At 71.9% G+C, this 17992-nt stretch carries 14 protein-coding genes; 12 read left to right on the forward strand and 2 right to left on the reverse strand.

Annotation, left to right across the window (positions count from 1 at the left end; all coding sequences use genetic code 11):
• Window positions 1-22: 22 nt before the first annotated feature.
• From O0S08_RS46495 to O0S08_RS46535, 9 genes are all read left to right on the forward strand, one after another.
• Window positions 23-2371 (forward strand): serine/threonine-protein kinase, encoded by a 2349-nt coding sequence (locus O0S08_RS46495; protein WP_269035979.1) that lies wholly within the window; start codon window positions 23-25, stop codon window positions 2369-2371.
• On the forward strand, window positions 2368-4197 hold the full coding sequence (locus O0S08_RS46500) for an ATP-binding protein (RefSeq protein ID WP_269035980.1): 1830 nt from the start codon (window positions 2368-2370) through the stop codon (window positions 4195-4197). Before O0S08_RS46495 ends, O0S08_RS46500 begins: the two co-directional genes overlap by 4 nt.
• A gap of 15 nt (window positions 4198-4212) precedes the next feature.
• The gene (locus tag O0S08_RS46505; protein WP_269035981.1) at window positions 4213-4884 is read left to right on the forward strand and encodes a DUF5678 domain-containing protein; all 672 of its coding nucleotides are present in this window, start codon (window positions 4213-4215) and stop codon (window positions 4882-4884) included.
• Window positions 4885-4899: 15 nt separating this feature from the next.
• Window positions 4900-5358, forward strand: a complete 459-nt coding sequence (locus O0S08_RS46510; RefSeq protein WP_269035982.1) for a pepsin/retropepsin-like aspartic protease family protein — start codon at window positions 4900-4902, stop codon at window positions 5356-5358.
• 13 nt (window positions 5359-5371) lie between these two features.
• Complete coding sequence (locus O0S08_RS46515) at window positions 5372-7624, forward strand: tetratricopeptide repeat protein (RefSeq protein WP_269035984.1); 2253 nt, start codon at window positions 5372-5374, stop codon at window positions 7622-7624.
• A 287-nt stretch (window positions 7625-7911) separates the two neighbouring features.
• A complete protein-coding gene (locus O0S08_RS46520; RefSeq protein WP_269035985.1) occupies window positions 7912-10377 on the forward strand; it encodes an FG-GAP-like repeat-containing protein in 2466 nt (821 codons plus the stop codon).
• A 67-nt stretch (window positions 10378-10444) separates the two neighbouring features.
• Window positions 10445-10978 carry a putative immunity protein gene (locus tag O0S08_RS46525; protein WP_269035986.1) on the forward strand — a complete coding sequence of 178 codons (534 nt, stop codon included), beginning with the start codon at window positions 10445-10447 and terminating at the stop codon, window positions 10976-10978.
• Between the two features lie 280 nt (window positions 10979-11258).
• On the forward strand, window positions 11259-11552 hold the full coding sequence (locus O0S08_RS46530; protein ID WP_269035987.1) for a hypothetical protein: 294 nt from the start codon (window positions 11259-11261) through the stop codon (window positions 11550-11552).
• Window positions 11553-11791: 239 nt separating this feature from the next.
• Window positions 11792-12760: a DUF2156 domain-containing protein gene (locus O0S08_RS46535; protein WP_269035988.1), complete on the forward strand. Its 969-nt coding sequence runs from the start codon at window positions 11792-11794 to the stop codon at window positions 12758-12760.
• A gap of 182 nt (window positions 12761-12942) precedes the next feature.
• Here the strand turns inward: O0S08_RS46535 and O0S08_RS46540 are convergent, their stop codons facing one another.
• Window positions 12943-13953, reverse strand: coding sequence for an AraC family transcriptional regulator (locus O0S08_RS46540; RefSeq protein ID WP_269035989.1), 1011 nt, complete (start codon window positions 13951-13953; stop codon window positions 12943-12945).
• A gap of 93 nt (window positions 13954-14046) precedes the next feature.
• Between O0S08_RS46540 and O0S08_RS46545 the strand changes: the two genes are divergently transcribed.
• Entirely contained in the window at window positions 14047-15204 is a 1158-nt protein-coding gene (locus tag O0S08_RS46545; protein ID WP_269035990.1) for an FAD-dependent oxidoreductase, read from the forward strand.
• An 87-nt stretch (window positions 15205-15291) separates the two neighbouring features.
• On the opposite strand, the gene O0S08_RS46550 is transcribed toward O0S08_RS46545, so the two are convergent.
• Entirely contained in the window at window positions 15292-16134 is an 843-nt protein-coding gene (locus O0S08_RS46550) for a hypothetical protein (protein ID WP_269035991.1), read from the reverse strand.
• A 218-nt stretch (window positions 16135-16352) separates the two neighbouring features.
• On the opposite strand from O0S08_RS46550, the gene O0S08_RS46555 reads away from it, so the two are divergent.
• Window positions 16353-17378 carry an aldo/keto reductase gene (locus O0S08_RS46555; protein ID WP_269035992.1) on the forward strand — a complete coding sequence of 342 codons (1026 nt, stop codon included), beginning with the start codon at window positions 16353-16355 and terminating at the stop codon, window positions 17376-17378.
• Between the two features lie 65 nt (window positions 17379-17443).
• Complete coding sequence (locus O0S08_RS46560) at window positions 17444-17890, forward strand: hypothetical protein (RefSeq protein WP_269035994.1); 447 nt, start codon at window positions 17444-17446, stop codon at window positions 17888-17890.
• Window positions 17891-17992: the final 102 nt, after the last annotated feature.

Genomic DNA, 17992 nt, shown 5'->3' on the forward strand with positions numbered 1-17992 from the left:
ACTGGCCTAGACTCGTCGCGAAATGACCGAGCCCGGCCGTGACGGCGAGCCCGCTGGGGTCCACGCCCCCCCGGCCGTCGTGCGTCCGGACGTCGCCGGCGGACCTGTCTCATCGGCCAGCTCGATGTCCGTCCCCACCGAACCTGTCCTTCCGGCCAGCAACCCCGAGATCACCGAACCTGTCCCGGCGGCCAGCTCGATCGACGCCACGGTCGACAGCGGCGTCGAGCCGGAGCACTCGACCGCGAGCGGCGAGCGGACGCGCGTGCGCCTGGTGAGCGGGCGGGTCGTCCCCGGCACGCGCTATCGCCTGGTGCGCTGGCTCGGCGAGGGCGGCATGGGCGTCGTCTACGAGGCCGAGCACGTCGACATCGAGCGCAAGGTGGCGCTCAAGGTCCTGCGCTACGACCTCAGCCGGCGGGCCGAGATGGCGGCGGTGTTCCGGGCCGAGGCGCGGGCGGCCAGCCGCACGGGTCACCCCAACATCGTCGAGATCTACGACTTCGGCGAGCTGCCGGACGGCCGCCTCTTCATCTGCATGGAGCTGCTCGACGGCAAGGACCTCGTGCCCGCCAGCGAGGCCGAGGTGAAGTCGCCGGCCGAGGTCCTCGCCATCTTCCGCCAGCTGTGCAAGGCGCTGAACGCCGCGCACAAGGCCGGCATCGTCCACCGCGACATCAAGCCGGAGAACATCATCCTCGTGCGCAAGGGCGGGCGCGACGGCGTGGTCAAGGTCGTCGACTTCGGCATCAGCGCGGTGCTCGGTCAGGAGCGGCGGGGCAAGATCGCCGGCACCCCGCACTACATGGCGCCCGAGCAGATCCGCGGCCAGCCGTTCGACGGTCGCCTCGACATGTACGCGGCCGGCTGCGTCGCCTTCGAGCTGCTCACCGGCAACCCGCCGTTCCCCAGCGAGGCGCTCGAGGAGGTCCTGAACGCGCACGTGCATCAGCCGCCGCCGACGCTGCGCCAGGTCCGTCCCGATCTCCAGCTGCCGGCCCAGCTCGAGCAGGTCATCCTGCGCTGCCTGTCCAAACAGCCAGGCGACCGCTACGCCGACATGCACGACCTCGAGGCCGCGCTGTGCGAGGCGCAGATCGCCTGCGGCATGCGGACCGCCTGGGACGACCTGCCCCTGCCCGAGTGCGCCCCCGACCGGCTCGAGCGCCTGCGCGCGCGCATGCCGAGCCCGCAGCCGGTCCCGCGCCGGTGGCTGTGGCCCGTCGTCGCCGGCGTCTCGCTGGTCGCCGCCGGCGTCGCAGTCGCCTTCGCCCTCCGCACCCCCGACCCGCCCGCGACCGAGCGCTCGCGCATCGACGCCCTCGCCGAGGAGGCGCTGGTCGCCGCCAGCCACACCTTCTACGTCGCCCCGCCGGCCGACCGGCCCGAGGTCCCGACCGCCTACACCAAGGTCCTCGAGCTCGAGGCGATCACCGGCCCCGCCGCCGGCCTCGCCGACTCTCGCGCCGCCGGGCTGCGCGGCCAGTTCGCCGCCGGCCTCGTCAACCTCGGCGACAAGTACTGGGACGTCGTCGGCGCGCGCCCGTTCGCCGTCGAGTACTACATCTGGGCCCGCGCCTTCGAGCCCGACCACCCGCGGGCAGTCGAGCGCAGCGGCATGACCGCCGGCGCCTTCACCCTCTTCCAGGAGAAGGCCCGCAGCGGCAGCTGGTCGCTCGGCGAGCTGCAGGCCCTCGGCCTCGTCAGCGCCCTCGCCGACGACGACGCCGAGCGCCGCCAGGAGCGCACCCTCGCCGCCCACCAGGGCGCCTCTCAGCTGTCGATCTCCCAGCACCTCGACCTCGACGCCGGCCTCCGCGGCGCCGGCATTCAGCTGCCCCAAAAGCCAGCCGCCAGGCGACCCGAGCCCGAGCCCCCGCCGCAGCCCGAGCCGCCGCAGCCCGAGGCCGTACCTGTCCCCGAGGACAGCATCGATCTCGCCGCCGACGTCGCCGCGCCGCCGCCCGACGTCGAGCGGCCGAAGAAGGCCACCCTCAAGTCGAGCCGCGACCCGGCCAAGGCCAAGCAGCTGGCCGACGACGGCGTCGCCGCGCTCAAGGCCGGCCGGCGCAACGACGCCGAGAGCCTGTTCCACCAGGCGATCGCCTACGACAACCGCAACGCCCGCGCGCTCATGGGCCTGTCGGACATCTACTTCGACACCGGCGCCAAGCAGAAGGCGGTGCAGTTCGCCGAGCTCGCGGTCGAGGCCGCGCCGCAGTCGAAGACGTACCACCTCAAGCTCGGCGACGCCTACTTCGTCGTGCTGCGCTATCGCGACGCCCTGACCCACTACGAGAAGGCGCGCGACCTCGGCGACGACGGCGCCCAGGGCCGCATCGACAAGGTCAAGAAGCTGATCGGACCATGACCACGCCCGAGATCCTCGCCACCCAGGTCGACCTCTTCGGCCTCATGACGGTGCTCGGCGAGCACCTCTACTCGACCCCCTTCGTCGCCCTGCGCGAGCTGGTCCAGAACGCCCACGACTCGTGCGTGCGCCGCCGCCTCGAGGACCCGGCCGGCTTCACCCCGGAGATCCGCGTCGTCTGCGATCCGGCCGCCGGCACCCTCGCGGTCAGCGACACCGGCGCCGGCCTCACGCGCGACGAGATCGTCCGCTACCTCGCCACCATCGGCGCCGGCTACACCCGCAAGCTGCGCGAGCAGCACGGCACCGACGACCTCATCGGCCTGTTCGGCCTCGGCTTCCTGTCGGCCTTCGTCATCGCCACTCGCGTCGCGGTCACCACCTCCTCCTATCAATCGCCGGACACCACCCTCCTCTATCAATCGCGCAGCGGCGAGCGCTTCAGCATCGAGCCCGCGGCCGCGCGCCCCGTCGGCACCACGGTCACTCTCCACCTCAAGGACAACTTCCGCGAGCTCAGCGACGAGTCGGCCCTGCGCGCGCGCCTCCTGCACTACTGCGCCCTCTTGCCGCTGCCGGTGTACGTCGGCGACGACCCCGTCGCGGTCAACGCCCAGCCCGCCCCGTGGCGCGTCGGCGACGCCCACCCGGCCCGCGCCCGCGCCCTCCGCCTCGACTTCGCCCGCCGGCTCGAGCGCCGCTTCGAGCCGCTGTGCACCCTCGACATCGGCCCGCGCGAGGGCACCGACGTCCGCGGCCTGTTGTGGATCCACGACGCCGCCACCTACGGCACCTCCGACAACCGCAACCTCCACGTCTACGTCCGCGGCATGCTGCTCGACGACGACGCGCGCGAGCTGTTGCCCGCGTGGGCCGGCTTCGTCAGCGGCGCGATCGAGTCGGCCAAGCTCACCCCGACCGCCTCGCGCGAGGACCTCCAGCGCGACCCCGCCTACCGGGCAGTCGCCGCCGCGATCGCCGAGGCCCTCGTCGACGGCATGAAGCAGGTCGCCGAGCGCGAGCCCGAGGCGTGGCGCCGCGTCCTGCTCCGCCACAACGAGGCCCTCCTCGGCGCCGCGCTGTGCGACGACCGCCTGTTCGAGCTGCTCGCCGACGAGCTCACCGTCCCCACCAGCGAGGGCGACCTGCCCGTCGCGGTCGTCCAGCGGCGCGGCCAGGGCAAGCTGTACGCCAGCCTCAGCCCGCGCGGCGGCTTCGAGGAGGTCCTGTTCCGCGCCCTCCGCGTCCCCGTCGTCGTCGGCACCCGCTACGGCGCCCTCCCGTTCGTCCGCCGCCACGCCGACCGCCGCGGCGGCACGGTCATCGAGCTCGGCACCGCCGCCGGCAACAAGCGCGTGTTCCCCCCGGCCGACCTCCCGGCCGACCAGCAAGCTTTCCTTTCGAACATGCTCACAAGGCCAGGTCAACGCCTGATCGCCGCCCGCTTCGCCCCCGCCGAGCTGCCGCTCGTGCTGGTGCCCGACCGCGAGGCCGAGCTCAAGCGGCGGGTCGAGAGCGACGAGGCCGCCGGCCGGATCGCCAGCGGCGCGCTCGGCCTCATGCGCATGTTCACCGCCAAGATCGACGCCACCGTCGACGCCGACCTCTACGTCAACCTCGACAACCCCGCGATCGCCCGCCTGCTCGAGCAGCGCGCCGGCATCGACGCCACGCACCCCGGCGTCAAGCTGCTGCGGGCCCTCGTCGCCTTCGTCGCCGGCGCCAGCGAAGCCGCCGCCAACGAGGCCGAGGGCCTCCACACCGCCCTCGCCGAGTACGGCCGCGCCGTCTGCGAGCTCCTCGACACCCCCCGCCCCGCGCGCTAACCTGCGCGGCGGACGATGCAGCCGCACCCGCAACACTCGCTGCGCGACCCGGACGCCTGGGCCTCGGCCGACGACAAGCCGAAGAAGCGAGCCAAGGCGAAGAAGAAGCCGGCGAAGAAGGCGACCGCGAAGAAGACGACCGCGAAGAAGACGACCGCGAAGAAGGCGACCGCGAAGAAGGCGAAAGCTTCGACCAAGAAGAAGCCCCTCAAGAGCGCGGCGCTCTCGGCTCGGGTCGCCGAGCTCGTCGCGCGTCTCGAGGATAAGGACATCGCTCGCCAGGTCATCGCCGAGCTCGCCTCTGACCATCGATTGAGCGGCGGCGAGCTCGCCGAGCTCCCGTCGATCGCCGCATTGCGTCGCGAACTCGCCGACAGCCAGCGCAAGTTCGCCGGCCTCGAGCAGAAGCTCACCGAGCTGTCGAACCTCGTCGCCGGCCTCTCCGCGGCTCATGCCCAGATCGAGTCGAGCGCCGACGAGCTCGAGGAAGTCGAAGAGGACCCGTACTTCCGCTGGTTGGGAGATCCCTCGATCGAGCAGTACGTCGGTCAGCACGTCGCGCTCCACGCCACTCGCGGCGTCGTCGCTCATGGCGACTCGGTCGACGACGTGATCGCGTCGGTCCAGGCGCAGGGCCTCTCGCTCGACGACGTGTGCCTCGCAACCGTCCCGGCCATGCCGTTCTAGCTCCATCTACGCTCCATGGATCCTCATCACGGCACCGCGCATCCGTTCACGACCCGTTCGTGCGGTGGCTTCGGCCGCATCGCTCAACCTCTGGTGCCGGTTCGCCTGCGTCGCGACGCGTCACACCGCTGGTCGGGGCCAATCGAAGCGCTCGTCGACACCGGCGCGACCATCACGCTCGTCAGCAACGACTTCCTCGTCGCTGTCCCCGGCTTTGATCCGTCGCTGCTCGGCCCCGAGTTACCGTGGCAGACTGCAGTCCATGGCCGCGAGACCTGTCGCCTCCTCGCCCTCGACCTGAAGCTGGGGCGCGCACCCGACGACCGTTCGTTCATCCTCGATCAGGCTCTCGTCTACGTCACTTCGAGCCGGCTCGTCGCCCCTATCCTGCTCGGCCAGCGCGGCGTCCTCGATCGCGTCGGCCTCGTTCATCGCAACGTCGGCCCTCGCCCTCATTTTCGCTTCCTGCGCTAAAGGACATGCCCTCATGGACATCTGGCAGTGGGTCCAAGACATCGATCCCGAGCTGCGGCGCGGCGGCCAGCAGCGGCTCGCCGACCTGATCCGGCGGATCCCCTCCGCCACCGTCGACGATCACCACGACCGCGTCGACGCCCTCGCCCCCGAGGCCCTCGCCCTGGCCAAGGCCTCCGGCTTGCCGTGGGTCGAGGTGTTCGTGCGTCACTGGCACTTGCAGAGCCGCGTCCTGCACCGCTGTCAGGGTGAGATGGCGCTGGGCGAGGCCGTCGCGCTGGTCGACTACGCCCACGGCGAGGCCGCGCGCGGCTGTCCGCAGGCCGTGTGCACGGTGCAGGACCTGGCCGCCTGTTACTCGCGGGTCGACGGGCCCGGGTGGGCGCGCGAGCGGGCCGACGTCTCGCGCGAGACGCTCGCGCGCATCGACCCGACCTGGCCGTGCTTCACCTGCATCAGCTGCGAGTACTCCGGCGCCTTGCGCGAGCAGGGCGATCCGCAGGCCGCGCTCGAATTCCTCGACGCTCAGCAGAAGCAGCTCGTCGCCGCCGGTCTGGGGCGCGAGCGGACCTCGCTGTTGTCGGAGCGGATCGCCTGCCTCATCGACCTCGGCCGCATCGACGACGCCCTGGCCGCCTGCGAGGACGCGATCGCCAACGGCCGGCGCGAGGAGAGCCAGCGGCGGGCCCGGCAGATCGACCTCGTGCGGATCTACGCCCGCCTGGGCCGGGGCTTCGACGCCTGCCGCCATCTACCTGTCCCCGAGGACATCCTCCCCACCCCCAGCCACTACGAGTCGTACACCGACGCCCTCGTGCAGTTGGTCCGGATCGGCGCGTGGCCCAACGACGTCGCGCTCGGGCGGCTCTTGCAGCGCTTCATCGCCCGCCTGCGGCTCAACGGCTCGCACCGCCTGCCGTTCGACATCGCCGCCGCCGCCGCCGACCTCGCGCTCGGGCGCGGCAGCCCGGCCGTGGCCGCCCTCCACCTCGCCGCCATGGAGCGGCTGGCCGCCCGCCTGCACCGCCCCGCCGGCGCCTCCGAGCGGCTGGCCGCCCTGCGCCTGTCCCTCGAGACAGCTCTCAAGCAGCCCCCGCAGGACCGCCCCGGCGACCCCGAGGAGCGCCTGCGCGCCTGCGCCGACGCGAGCGCCGCCGAGCCCGACGACCCTGCCCTCGCGCGCAGTCACGCCGCCGCCCTGCTCGACCTCGACTTCGCGCGCGAGGCCGCCGACCTGCTCGAGCGCCACGTCGACGCCCACCCCGACGACGACGCCGCGGTCGACCTGCTCGAGGCCGCCTATCGCAACGCCGAGGACGACGACCGTCATCGCGCCCTCGGCGAGCGTCTGCTCGCCAGCGACGACCCTGCCCGACAGCGCCGCGGCCGGTGGGTGTCCGCCCGCCGGCTCACGCGCGCGCGCGAGTGGGACGCCGCCAATCGCCTCCTCGCGCGCCTCGCCGAAGATCCCGCCGACGCCGTCCACGCGCGCCTGATCCACGCCAACAACGCGCGACATCAGCGCGACTGGCCGACCGTCCTGCGCCTCGTCGACGAGGCCCTGCAGCTGCAGCCCGACCTCGGCATGGGCACGCCCGACTGGAACCGCATGGTCGCCGCCACCTTCCTCGGCGCCTGGGACCGCGTGCGCCACAGCGCCGCGCGCCTGCGCATGCTGATCGAGGGCGACGGCCCGATCGACCTGCGCTGGGAGCTGTGCCGGATCCGCGTCGAGCACCCGAGCGGCAAGCGGCAGGACCTCTACGCCACGCGCACGGGCCCGGTGACCGCGCGGCTCCTCCAGATCTCGCGCATCGACCAGCCGCAGCGGCTGTTCGATCGGGTGGTCTTCGACCCGAACCCGCTGGGCAGCCACGAGGACGACGACGGCCAGCCGGTCTACCTCTACGCCGAGATCGATCCGCTGCACCGGGCCGAGTACCGCGCCTTCACCGTCGACGGCGCGCACCCCGGCGACGCCGCGCTCACCGACCTCAGGCGGGTCGCGCAGGCCCACCGCGGCAGCTTTCAGGTCCAGAGCGGCGATCGCTATCGCGTGACCTCGCCCGCCGGCGAGGAGCGGCCCGGCCTCTACGCATTCGCCGCATTCCCCTCCGACGCCGACCTCCGGGCCGCCTCCGACGCCCTCGCCGCGGTCGTCGCCGGGCTCGCCGATCCGCTCGTCTGGCCCGATCTCGCCGCCGCGGCCGGGGACGACGCGCGCGCCGAGCAGCACCGCGAGCTCGCGCGCGCCTGGACGCTCTGAGCCGCGCGCCGCCCGATTCGCCTCGCGCGATTTCATCGCGCGGGCACGCGAATGCGACGCTCCCTACGGCCTCGACAGCGCGCAATCGGTGACCGCCCCATCGCCGTCTTGCGACCTGCCTGTGGCGAATCCGCGGCCGCCTCTCGACGCCGCGAGCACGCGACCTCGCGCGAATCATTGCGCACCTGTCGCGCAGACGTCGTCCGATCGCCGCATCACGCTCGCCCGGTCGACGTCGGCCCTGGGCTATCATCGCGGCCCTCTCTCCTGCCTCGATAGGTGGTCTCATGGCCCGCGCCTCGCGAACTTGCGTCTCGATCCTCTCCTCGTCCGTCCTGCTCGCGGCCGCTTGCGGCGACGATTCGCGCGTCGACAGCGAAAGCGGCGTGTCCGGCACTCAGGGCACCCTGCCCATCACCGTCGGCCCCACCGAGTCCACCGTCGGCACCGACGGCACCGCCTCCGCCACCGACGGGCCCACCGAGGGCACCGGCACCGCCAGCGCCACCGGCACCCCGACCGGCACCGACACCGCCGCCCCGACCGGCCCCGACACCGCCGGCACCGTCAGCGAGACCGGCAACACGACCTCCGGGACATGTTCCGAAGACCAGCTGTGCAGCGGCGTCTGCTGCGGCGACGGCGAGCTGTGCGACAACGGCCAGTGCGTGGCCGACTGCGGCGGGCCGCCGCCGTGCGGCGAGGCCAAGGAGTGCTGCGGCGACGGCCAGCTGTGTTACCTGGGCGCCTGCGTCACCCCGGGCCCGGCCTGCAGCGACCAGGCGTGCGCCACCAAGCCGACCCAGGACACCTGCGACGACGGCTTCATCTGCGACCCGAACCTGGGCCTGTGCTTGCCGAGCCAGGCCGACCCGACGTGTCAGTACATCCCGCCGGCCAACGTGTTCAAGCCGACCCCGCTGTTCACGTGGGGGAGGCGCAAGGTGATCGCCTGCAACGCCGACACCGACTGTCAGGTCGCCGAGGTCTGTACCGACAAGGTGTGTACGCCGACCTGGAACCACCTGATCCCGCAGGCGGACGACATGCCGGAGCATTACCAGAGCTCGTCGATCCCGATCGTCGTCGACCTCAACGACGACTGCGTGCCCGAGGTCATCTTCAACACCTATACCGGCACCAACATCACCGCCGACGGCATCCTGCGGGCGATCCGGGGCGACGACGGCGCCAAGGTGTGGACCGTCACCGACCCGATGTACCGCACCAACAGCACCTCGAACATCGCCGCCGGTGACATCGACATGGACGGCCGGGCCGAGATCGTCGCCAGCGGCGCCGGTAAGTACCTGATCGCCATCGACAGCGACGGCACCCCGCTGTGGCGGTCGGAGGACTTCGCCGGCACCAACTCGAGCGGCTCGGTGGCGATCGCCAACATGGACAACGACGGCGCCCCCGAGATCCTGTTCGGCCGGGCGATCTTCAGCAACACCGGCAAGCTACTCTACGAGGGCCCGAACGCCCAGGGCCAGGGCCTGAACGGCCAGGGCCCGATCTCCTGCGTCGCCGACCTCGACGGCGACACGCGGCCCGAGCTCATCGGCGGCCGCACCGCCTACAAGACCACCGGCACCGTCGCCGGCAACGACTTCGCCGGCAGCGTGCTGTGGACCTCCAACGTCGCCACCGACGGCTTCTGCGGCGTCGCCGACTTCGACGGCGACGGCAAGCCCGAGGTCGCGCTCGTCACGATGGGCACCCTGCGCATCCTCAACGGCCAGACGGGCGTGCAGATCGCCACTGCCAACATTCCGCAGCAGGGCACCGGCGGCCCGCCGAACATCGCCGACTTCGACGGCGACGGCGTGCGCGACATCGGCGTCGCCGGCTCCGCCCGCTACACCGTGTTCCAGTTCAACGGCATGGCCCTCTCGCAGCTGTGGACCGCCGCCACCGAGGACGACAGCTCGCAGGTCACCGGCTCCTCCGTGTTCGACTTCGACGGCGACGGCCGGGCCGAGGTCGTCTACAACGACGAGGCGTACATCCGCATCTACCCCGGCGTCGAGCCCGACTGCGCGATGAACCCGCCCGGCCCCGGCTGCAACAAGAACATGACCGACGCCGAGGTCCTGTTCCGCGACCGCAACTCCTCGCGCACGCGCACCGAGTACCCGGTGATCGCCGACGTCAACGGTGACTTCAAGGCCGACATCGTGTTCGCCACCAACAACGACTCGAACGCCTCGCTCGTCACCGACGCCGGCATCGAAGTCTTCAAAGATTCGCTCGACAACTGGGTGTCCACGCGGCCGGTGTGGAACCAGCACTCCTATCATATCACCAACGTCGGCCTGGTCGGGGAGATCCCCGTCGTCGAGGACCCCAACTGGGCCAGCTTCAACAGCTACCGCAACAACGTCCAGGGCGCCGCCGACTTCTGCGCCCCCGACCTCGTCCCCTACGATTTGACCTTCGACGCCCAGGTGTGCGCCACCGGCCTCAAGCTCTCGGTGTGGGTCGCCAACCAGGGCTGCCTCGGCGTCGGCCCCGGCGTCAACGTCGCCTTCTACGAGGAGAACCTCGGCCTCCTGGGCGTCGTCCCGACCAAGGGCCCGCTGGTCGCCGGCGCCGCCGAGCAGGTCACGCTCGAGTACCCCGGCATCTTCGACAGCGTCACCGTCTGGGCCGTCGCCGACGACGACGGCATGGGCAACGGCATCCTCAACGAGTGCGTCGAGGACAACAACAGCTCGCCGATGGACAAGGTCTGCATCCCGCCGGGCTGAGGTCGATCGCCGCCGCGCCATTCACTGGGCATGGCGCGGCCCGACACACCCGTGGCAACATCGCGCGGTGCCGACCGAGCCCGCCGAGATCGAGCTGAGCGAACACGAGCTCCGTGAGATCGCGGGCTATGCGGCCGAGTGTGCGCGCAGGGTGCTGTCGATCTTCGAGCAGAGCCTCCCTGCGGACACGCGCCCGCGCGACGCCATCGATGCGGCCCGCACATTCTCTGCGGGCGGCCGGCGCACTGCCGCCCTGCGGCAAGGCGGCTGGGCGGCGTTCAAGGCGGCTGGAGAAGCCGCTTCACCCGCTGCGGCCGACGCGGCGCGAGCGGCGAGCCACGCCGCCGGGGCCGCGTACCTTCATCCCAGGGCGAGCGCTCATCAGGTGAAGCACATCCTCGGCGCGGCAGCGCATGCCGCACGCGCCGAAGAGCTGGCAGCCGGAGGAGACCCGCGGGTCGCCGCGGACACCCTCGAATGGGCGCGTCGTCTGGCCCCGCCGGCGGTCGCCGCGGTGCTCGGCCGTCTACCCGCCGCACCTCCCGGGGGCGGTCGCGTGGGAGAGTTCATCCGCCATCTCGACGCAGCTCTGCGCGCCTGACGGCGCTCGGCCCGTCCTCCTCGATTCCTCCGACGAGCGACGGATCCCCGCTCACGGGACTCCTCGCATCGACCGGCCTCGACCTCCGACGATTCGTCGCGGCTCCGAGAGCACTCTCTCAATAATGACACTCTCCCCTCCGCTCTCGCGCAGTCCCAATCCTCTCTCGTTGAATCAAGTTCAACGCGCAATACGAATCCCCCGGTTCCACATCTCACATTCGCGACACCACATTCCATCCCCGCCTCGCACACATGTGTGTGGTCACCCGGCCGGCGTCGTGCTGCCGCTCGCGCATGGCGAGCACCTCACAGTCGAGAGCGGCATCAGCCTCGCCATCTCGATCGCCTTCGCCCTTCTCCCGCGCACGACCGTCCGGAACCCGCAGGTCTCGCAGAAGCGCACGCAGGACCCCCTGCGCGCGGCCCTGCCGAAGATCCCGGCGCGCGCGGAGGCGATGCACGGTCGCCGAGCCGACCCTCGACAGCGAGCGCCGACCTGCGGGGTCGTGCTGCCACTCGACCCCGTCGATTCGACCCGCGTCCTCGTCGATCGCAAGACCATACACGCCTGAATCCGGCGGCGACTGCGATGAATCACAATTCATATTGACACCCGCAATCTCCGCTCGCCTCCCGCCAATCGCCCTGGCCGGGGGCAGCCTCGCGCCGGCCAATGACCCGAGGGCAGGTCTGCACCCCGGTCCTCCGACCGCGCCCCGCGCCGCAGCCGACCGGTCTCACCCTCCCCGTGACAGCCGGAAGGCACGGTGCTAGGGTCGCGTTCCAGCCGCCTAGCTTCGTCGGCACCTGCATGCCTGACCCCAGTCGTCCCCTCGACACGACCGTACAACCCGCCCCCTGGACCATCACGCCGCTGGCGCTCGACCACAAGCCCGCCTTCGACCGGGCTCTGGCCGCCGCCGGCGTCTCGCTGTCGGACTACAGCTTCGCCAACAACTTCTGTTGGCAGCTCGGCCAGCGCCTCTTCATCGCCTCGCTCGCCGACACTCTGGGCCTGTTCGGCGAACGCGACGGCGTCCTGTCGATGCAGCTGCCCCCGCTCGGCGCCCCGTGGCAGCAGGCCGCCGCGCTCGAGGCGTGCGTCGCCCTGCTCGAGCGGGCCAACACCGGCGCGGTCGTCGGCGAGCTGCGCTTCGTCGCCCCCGAGCTCGTCACCCGCCTGCGCGAGCACGGCGACGGCTGGCTGCGCGGCCACACCCTCGAGGTCGTGCCCGAGAGCCCCGACTTCTTCTACCGCCGCAGCGAGATGGTCGAGCTCCGCGGCGCCCGCTACAAGTCGAAGCGCAACGATATCAACCAGCTGCTGCGCACCTACCCCAGCGCCCGCGCCGAGCCGCTGCGCCAGTGCGACGCCGACGCCGTGGCCCTGCTCGCCCGCCTGTGGCTGAGCCAGCGCGACGGCGACCACGACCACGCCCACGACGAGGAGGCCTTCGCCCTCGCCGCCGCCATGCAGCACTTCGACGCGCTGAACCTGTTCGGCGTCCGCCTGATGATCGGCGACACCCTGGCCGGCATCACCCTCGGCGAGCGCCTGCCGACCGGCGTCGTCAACGTGCTGTTCGAGAAGACCGACCTCGACGTCCCGGGCGCCTCGCAATTCATCTTCCGCGAGTTCTGCCGCCTCCTCGACGACGACGCCCTGATCAACACCGGCGACGGCGCCGGCTCGCCCTCGTTGGTGCGCGCCAAGGAGAGCTACCGCCCGGTCCAGCTCGGTGAAAAATTCCGCCTGCGGATCTGGCACCCGGCCCCCTGACCCGCGAACCACCGACCGCACCGCCGCGCGCAGCCGCGCTCCCATCATTGATCACTTTCGCCCACTGCCGTCAATCCGACTGCGATTGATGGCAGCAAGAATTCGTCGCGCACGCCCGCCGGCCTCTCACTGCCGCGATCGGCCGCGCCGACTGCGATGATTCTCGGATTCTCTCTAAAAAATCACCCCGCGCCGCCGCGCCGGCGAAAGCCCTGCGGCGTCTCGCCGGTCCAGCGCCTGAACGCGCGGAAGAACGCCGCCGGCTCGGCGTAGCCGAGCAGCACCGCCACCTCGGACGCGCTGAGCGAGCGGTCCGCGAGCAGCTGCAGCGCGCGCGCGTGGCGGACCGCCTCGACCACTCCTGCGAAGTTGGTCTCCTCGTCGAGGAGCCGCCGGTGCAGCGTCCGCTCCGACACCCCCAGGCGTTTGGCCACCGCCTGCAGCCGCGGCTCGCCCTCGGCCAGCGCCGCGCCGACCTCTCGCCGCACGCGATCGGCCCAGCTCGCGTCGCCGGGCGAATGTGCCAGCATCGCCTCGGCCCGCCGCGCCAGGTAGCCGAACAGCTGCGGATCTGCGCGCGGCAGCGGCACCGCCAGCAGCGCCGCGTCGAACCCGAGCTGCATGAGCGGCGCGTCCCAGGCCACCGGACAGGCGAAGTACGCCTCGACCTCCCGCGGATCGCCGGGTCGCGGCAGCGGCAGCGTCACGAACGCCGCCCGCGCCCCCGCGCCCGCGACCGCGCGCATCATCGCCACGATCGCCGCCGCCTGGGCGTAGATCGGCTCGATCAGCCGCGCGAACGCAGGCACCATCGCGCGCACGAACACCACATAATCACCCGCCGCGTCGCGCCGGCGCTCGAGCTGCGGCACCAGCCCCGGGTACAGCACCGCGCCCACGCGCTGCTGCCACGCGAGCGCCTCGCCGACCGTCGCCTCGTGCTGCATCGCGTAGCCGATCACGCCGAGGCTGGCGAGCCCGATCCGCGCGCCGATGCGCAGGCCGTCGCCGCGGCGCGACAGGATCTCCCACATCTTCAGGTGCTGGCCGAGCGGCACGCGAGCGTCCGGGTCGGGGAGCAGCTCCGGCTCGATGCCCGCCTCGCGCACGATCGCCGCCACGTCGGCCCCGAGGCTCTCCGCGGCCACCAGCACCTGCGTCGTCATCGCCGCCAGGACCGAGGGGCTCGACATTGGCGCGCCGATTGTCGGCGATGGCCGGCAAAGCCACAAGCTTGGCGACCGCGGTCAAGGCGGCCAGCCGCGCCGCGAGCCATCTTCCGGGCGATGAACCTCTCGCAGCTGCACGTCCTCGTCGTCGGCGGTGCCACCGGCGGCGCCGCCACGGCCCTCCTCCTCGCGCGCGCCGGAGCCCGCGTCACCCTGCTCGAGAAGGTCGCCCAGCCGCGCGCCGTCGGGGCCGGCATCGGCCTGGCCGAGAACGGCCTCGCGGTGCTCGAGTCGATCGGCCTCGGTCCAGCGATCGCCGCGCAGGGCCGCGCGATCGAGACGCCCGCCACCGTCGACGCCCGCGGCCGGCTCCTGCTCGCCCCGCCGCGCCCGACCCCGCGCCTGCGGATGATCCGTCGCAGCGAGCTGCAGGGTCTGCTGCTCGACGCTCTCGCCGCCGAGCCTCGCATCGAGCGGCACTTCGGCGCCGATGTCATCGGCGCCGAGCGGGACGGCCGCGTGATCGCCCGCGTCGACGGCAAGACCGTCGAGCACCGCGCAGATCTGGTCGTCGGCGCCGACGGCGTGCATTCGCAGATCCGCACCGTCGGTCGATTCGGCGTCCGCGTGCGTCCGCCGGGCATCGCCTATCTGCGGGCCCTCGTCGACGTCGAGGCCGCGCAGGGCGTCGAGGCCTGGACCGGCGCCGGCATCTTCGGCAGCTTCGCCGTCGGCGGCGGCACTTACTTCTTCGCCTCCGCAGGCGCCCGCGCGTGCCGCCGCGCGATCGAGACCCGCGACCTCGAGGCCCTGCGCGCAGTATGGGCTCGCGCCTATCCGCCGTCGGTCCCCCTGCTCGGCGCGGTGCGACGATTCGACGACCTGATCCTCAATCGCGTGACTCGCGTCGAGTGCAGCACGTGGGTCGACGGCCGCCTCGTCCTGCTCGGCGACGCCGCCCACGCCATGGCGCCCAACCTCGGCCAGGGGGCCAACAGCGCCCTCGTCGACGCCGCAGTCCTGCTCGACGAGCTCCGCCGCGCCGACGACCTCGCCGCCGGCCTCGACGCCTACCAGCGCCGCCGAAAGCCCGCAGTGCAGCACGTGGCCCGCATCGCCGGCAGCCTCGGCGCGCTCTCCGAGCTCACCAACCCCGTCGCCCGCTGGCTGCGCGACCGCCTGCTCGTCCCGCTGGTCTCCCGCCTCGGCGGCGACCCCACCCCGCGCGTCCTGCAGGAGCCGACCGCGACCTTGCTGGCGATCGGCCGCGCCTGATCGTCTTATCCGAAGGACATGCTCTTCAAAGCATGTCCTTGATGACATTTCACAAAGGACATGCCCTTGAAATCATGTCCTTCGATCTCATCGCACGGCGATGCGCCTCACCGTCTTGGCCCACGCCTCCGGGTGGCGCGGCTGCGCCTGCAGGTACGCGCGCCAGGTCTTCGCGTCGTCGAAGCGGTAGCTCACCCACAGGCTCCACGCGTCCGCGTAGCTGTCGTGTTCGTCGTACTTCTCGCGCAGCGACGCCGGGTCCTCGCCGAGCGCCCACGGGGCCGGCAGCGAGCCGTGGGCGGCCAGCAGCACAGCGGCGCGCTCGTACGGGCTGGCGCTCACCGGCTCTCCGGGCGCCCCGCGAGCGGCCGCCTCGCGCACCGCGATCCAGGCCTCCGGCGCCGGCGGCACTGCTGCCAGCCACGCCGACAGCGAGCCGTCCGCGCGACGCTTCGCGCACCAGCGGGCCCAGAAGTCGAACTCCCGCGTCCCGTAGCGGACCGCGTGCGCCGGCGTCTCCTTGCGCCGCCCCCACGGAGCCGGCGGCGTCATTCCGTGGATCCGCTCCCACGCCACCAGCCCGACGTCGTCGCCGATCACCCCGGCCGCCTCGAGCTCCGTCTGCAATTCATCCTCTAGCTCCCCGCGCCGCCGAACCTCCGGCGCCAGAGTCGAGATCGCCGCGCTCGCCCACGTGCGAGGCGCCGGCGCGTGCCTTTTTAAATAGGCCAGCCGCCACGCGCGATCGGTCGGCGCCCGCGACAGCCACTCGTGCCACACCTCGGCCCAGCTCTCGCCGTAGCCCATGCGCCAGCCGATGCTGCGCGCCGGGATCTCCGGGTACTTCGCCCACGGCGGCGCGACGTCGCCGTGAGCGTCGCTGGCCTCCGCGATCGCCCGGTCGAGATATGCCTTTTGATCGAAGCCCATCCGCTCCTCCGGTCCGGCCCGAGCATACGACCTCGACCGCTCTTGCGAGCCCCCCGCGCATCTCGCTCGCACGTGCGATTCATGGGTGAAAGCTCGAGCGAGAGCGAGCTTCGCGCAGACCTTCACGCCACCTCTCGGGCCGCGGTCGGCCCGCGCGCGAGCGTCTCTCGCCAGAGCCCGGTCAGACCCGTGCGTGCCGGTGTTATGGATCGCTCATCATGGAATACCGACGACTCGGAGCATCAGGTCTCAAGGTCCCCGTGTTGAGCTTCGGCACCGGCACGTTCGGCGGCGTGGGCAAGCTGTTCGGCGCCTGGGGTGACACCGACGTCGCCGCCGCGCGGCGGCTCGTCGACATCTGCCTCGACGCCGGCGTCAACCTGTTCGACAGCGCCGACGTCTATTCCGCCGGCTCGGCCGAATCGATCCTCGGCGAGGCGATCAAGGGCCGGCGCGAGCGCCTGCTCATCTCGACCAAGGCCACCTTCCGCGCCGGCGAGGGGCCCAACGACGTCGGCAGCTCGCGCTTCCACCTGACCCGCGCCGTCGAGGCCGCGCTCGGGCGCCTCGGCACCGATCGCATCGACCTGTTCCAGCTCCACGGCTTCGACGCCCTCACCCCCGTCGAGGAGGTCCTCTCCACCCTCGACGACCTCGTGCGCGCCGGCAAGATCCGCTACGTCGGTTGCAGCAACTTCTCCGGCTGGCACCTGATGAAGTCGCTGGCGGTCGCCGATCGCTACGGCTATCCGCGCTACGTGGCCCACCAGGCCTATTATTCGCTCATCGGCCGCGACTACGAGCAGGAGCTCATGCCGCTCGGCCTCGATCAGGGCGTCGGCGCGGTCGTGTGGAGCCCGCTCGGCTGGGGTCGGCTCACCGGCAAGATCCACCGCGGCAAGCCGCTGCCGAAGGACAGCCGCCTGCACGACTCGGCCGAGTTCGGACCCCCGGTCAGCGACGAGCAGCTCTTCCGCGTGCTCGACGCCGTCGAGGAGATCGCCCGCGAGACGGGTAAGACGGTGCCGCAGGTGGCTATCAACTGGTTGCTGCAGAGGCCGACGGTCGCCACGGTCGTGCTCGGCGCGCGCAACGAGGAGCAGCTGCAGCAGAACCTCGGTTCGATCGGCTGGAACCTCTCGCCGGAGCAGGTCGCGCGGCTCGACGCCGCCAGCGAGCAGACACTGCCCTACCCGTACTGGCACCAGCGCGGCTTCGAGGAGCGCAACCCGCCGCCGGTCTAGCGCGCCGGCGCTCCGGGCAAACATGCCCCGCGACCGCGCCGGGCGGACGTGCGAGCATCCTCGCCATGCAAGAGTGGCTCTACCGCGCGAGCAATGCCAAGGCCAACGCCGACAACACGCAGACCCTCGTCGACGACTTCGGCTTCATCTGCCGCAGCGCCTTCGCCGACGTCGCCCACGCGCAGATGATCGCCAACGTCGCCAAGGTGGACTTCGGCGACGTCGTCCACCTCTACTTCGTCGACGGTGAAGGCGGCGGCCGCTCGCTCGGCGCCTATCGGGTCGTCGGCCCTCATCGTCACCCGCGCGGCAACCTGTTCGGCGCCGCCGTCCCCAAGACCAAGCTGCGCACCGTCGCCGACGACGAGCTGCGCGAGAAGCTGCGCGAGGGCTACGCCGTCGACCCGCGCGTCGGCGAGTTCTGCGGCTGGCCCGTGATCCGCGACGAGCACGCCTCGCCGAGCTACGTCAAGGATCTGTTCGTCGGCCGCAACACCCTCGTCCCGCGCTGAGCTCGGGCCCGTCGCGGGCGCCGGCGCGGATCTGCACAGACACCCGGTTGGCCGATTCGGTGCCACCGGGTGTCTTCCTATGAACATTCCCGGACGGCCCGA

The sequence above is a fragment of the Nannocystis punicea genome, assembly GCF_026965555.1.
In the GTDB taxonomy this organism is placed as follows: Bacteria; Myxococcota_A; Polyangia; order Nannocystales; family Nannocystaceae; genus Nannocystis; species Nannocystis punicea.

Excerpts from the sequence above, each read along its gene's own strand:
- O0S08_RS46495 (WP_269035979.1), top strand. The coding sequence starts at position 23 with ATGACCGAGCCCGGCCGTGACGGCGAGCCCGCTGGGGTCCACGCCCCC.
- O0S08_RS46500 (WP_269035980.1), top strand. The coding sequence starts at position 2,368 with ATGACCACGCCCGAGATCCTCGCCACCCAGGTCGACCTCTTCGGCCTC.
- O0S08_RS46505 (WP_269035981.1), top strand. The coding sequence starts at position 4,213 with ATGCAGCCGCACCCGCAACACTCGCTGCGCGACCCGGACGCCTGGGCC.
- O0S08_RS46510 (WP_269035982.1), top strand. The coding sequence starts at position 4,900 with ATGGATCCTCATCACGGCACCGCGCATCCGTTCACGACCCGTTCGTGC.
- O0S08_RS46515 (WP_269035984.1), top strand. The coding sequence starts at position 5,372 with ATGGACATCTGGCAGTGGGTCCAAGACATCGATCCCGAGCTGCGGCGC.
- O0S08_RS46520 (WP_269035985.1), top strand. The coding sequence starts at position 7,912 with ATGGCCCGCGCCTCGCGAACTTGCGTCTCGATCCTCTCCTCGTCCGTC.
- O0S08_RS46535 (WP_269035988.1), top strand. The coding sequence starts at position 11,792 with ATGCCTGACCCCAGTCGTCCCCTCGACACGACCGTACAACCCGCCCCC.
- O0S08_RS46540 (WP_269035989.1), bottom strand. The coding sequence starts at position 13,953 with ATGTCGAGCCCCTCGGTCCTGGCGGCGATGACGACGCAGGTGCTGGTG.
- O0S08_RS46545 (WP_269035990.1), top strand. The coding sequence starts at position 14,047 with ATGAACCTCTCGCAGCTGCACGTCCTCGTCGTCGGCGGTGCCACCGGC.
- O0S08_RS46550 (WP_269035991.1), bottom strand. The coding sequence starts at position 16,134 with ATGGGCTTCGATCAAAAGGCATATCTCGACCGGGCGATCGCGGAGGCC.
- O0S08_RS46555 (WP_269035992.1), top strand. The coding sequence starts at position 16,353 with ATGGAATACCGACGACTCGGAGCATCAGGTCTCAAGGTCCCCGTGTTG.
- O0S08_RS46560 (WP_269035994.1), top strand. The coding sequence starts at position 17,444 with ATGCAAGAGTGGCTCTACCGCGCGAGCAATGCCAAGGCCAACGCCGAC.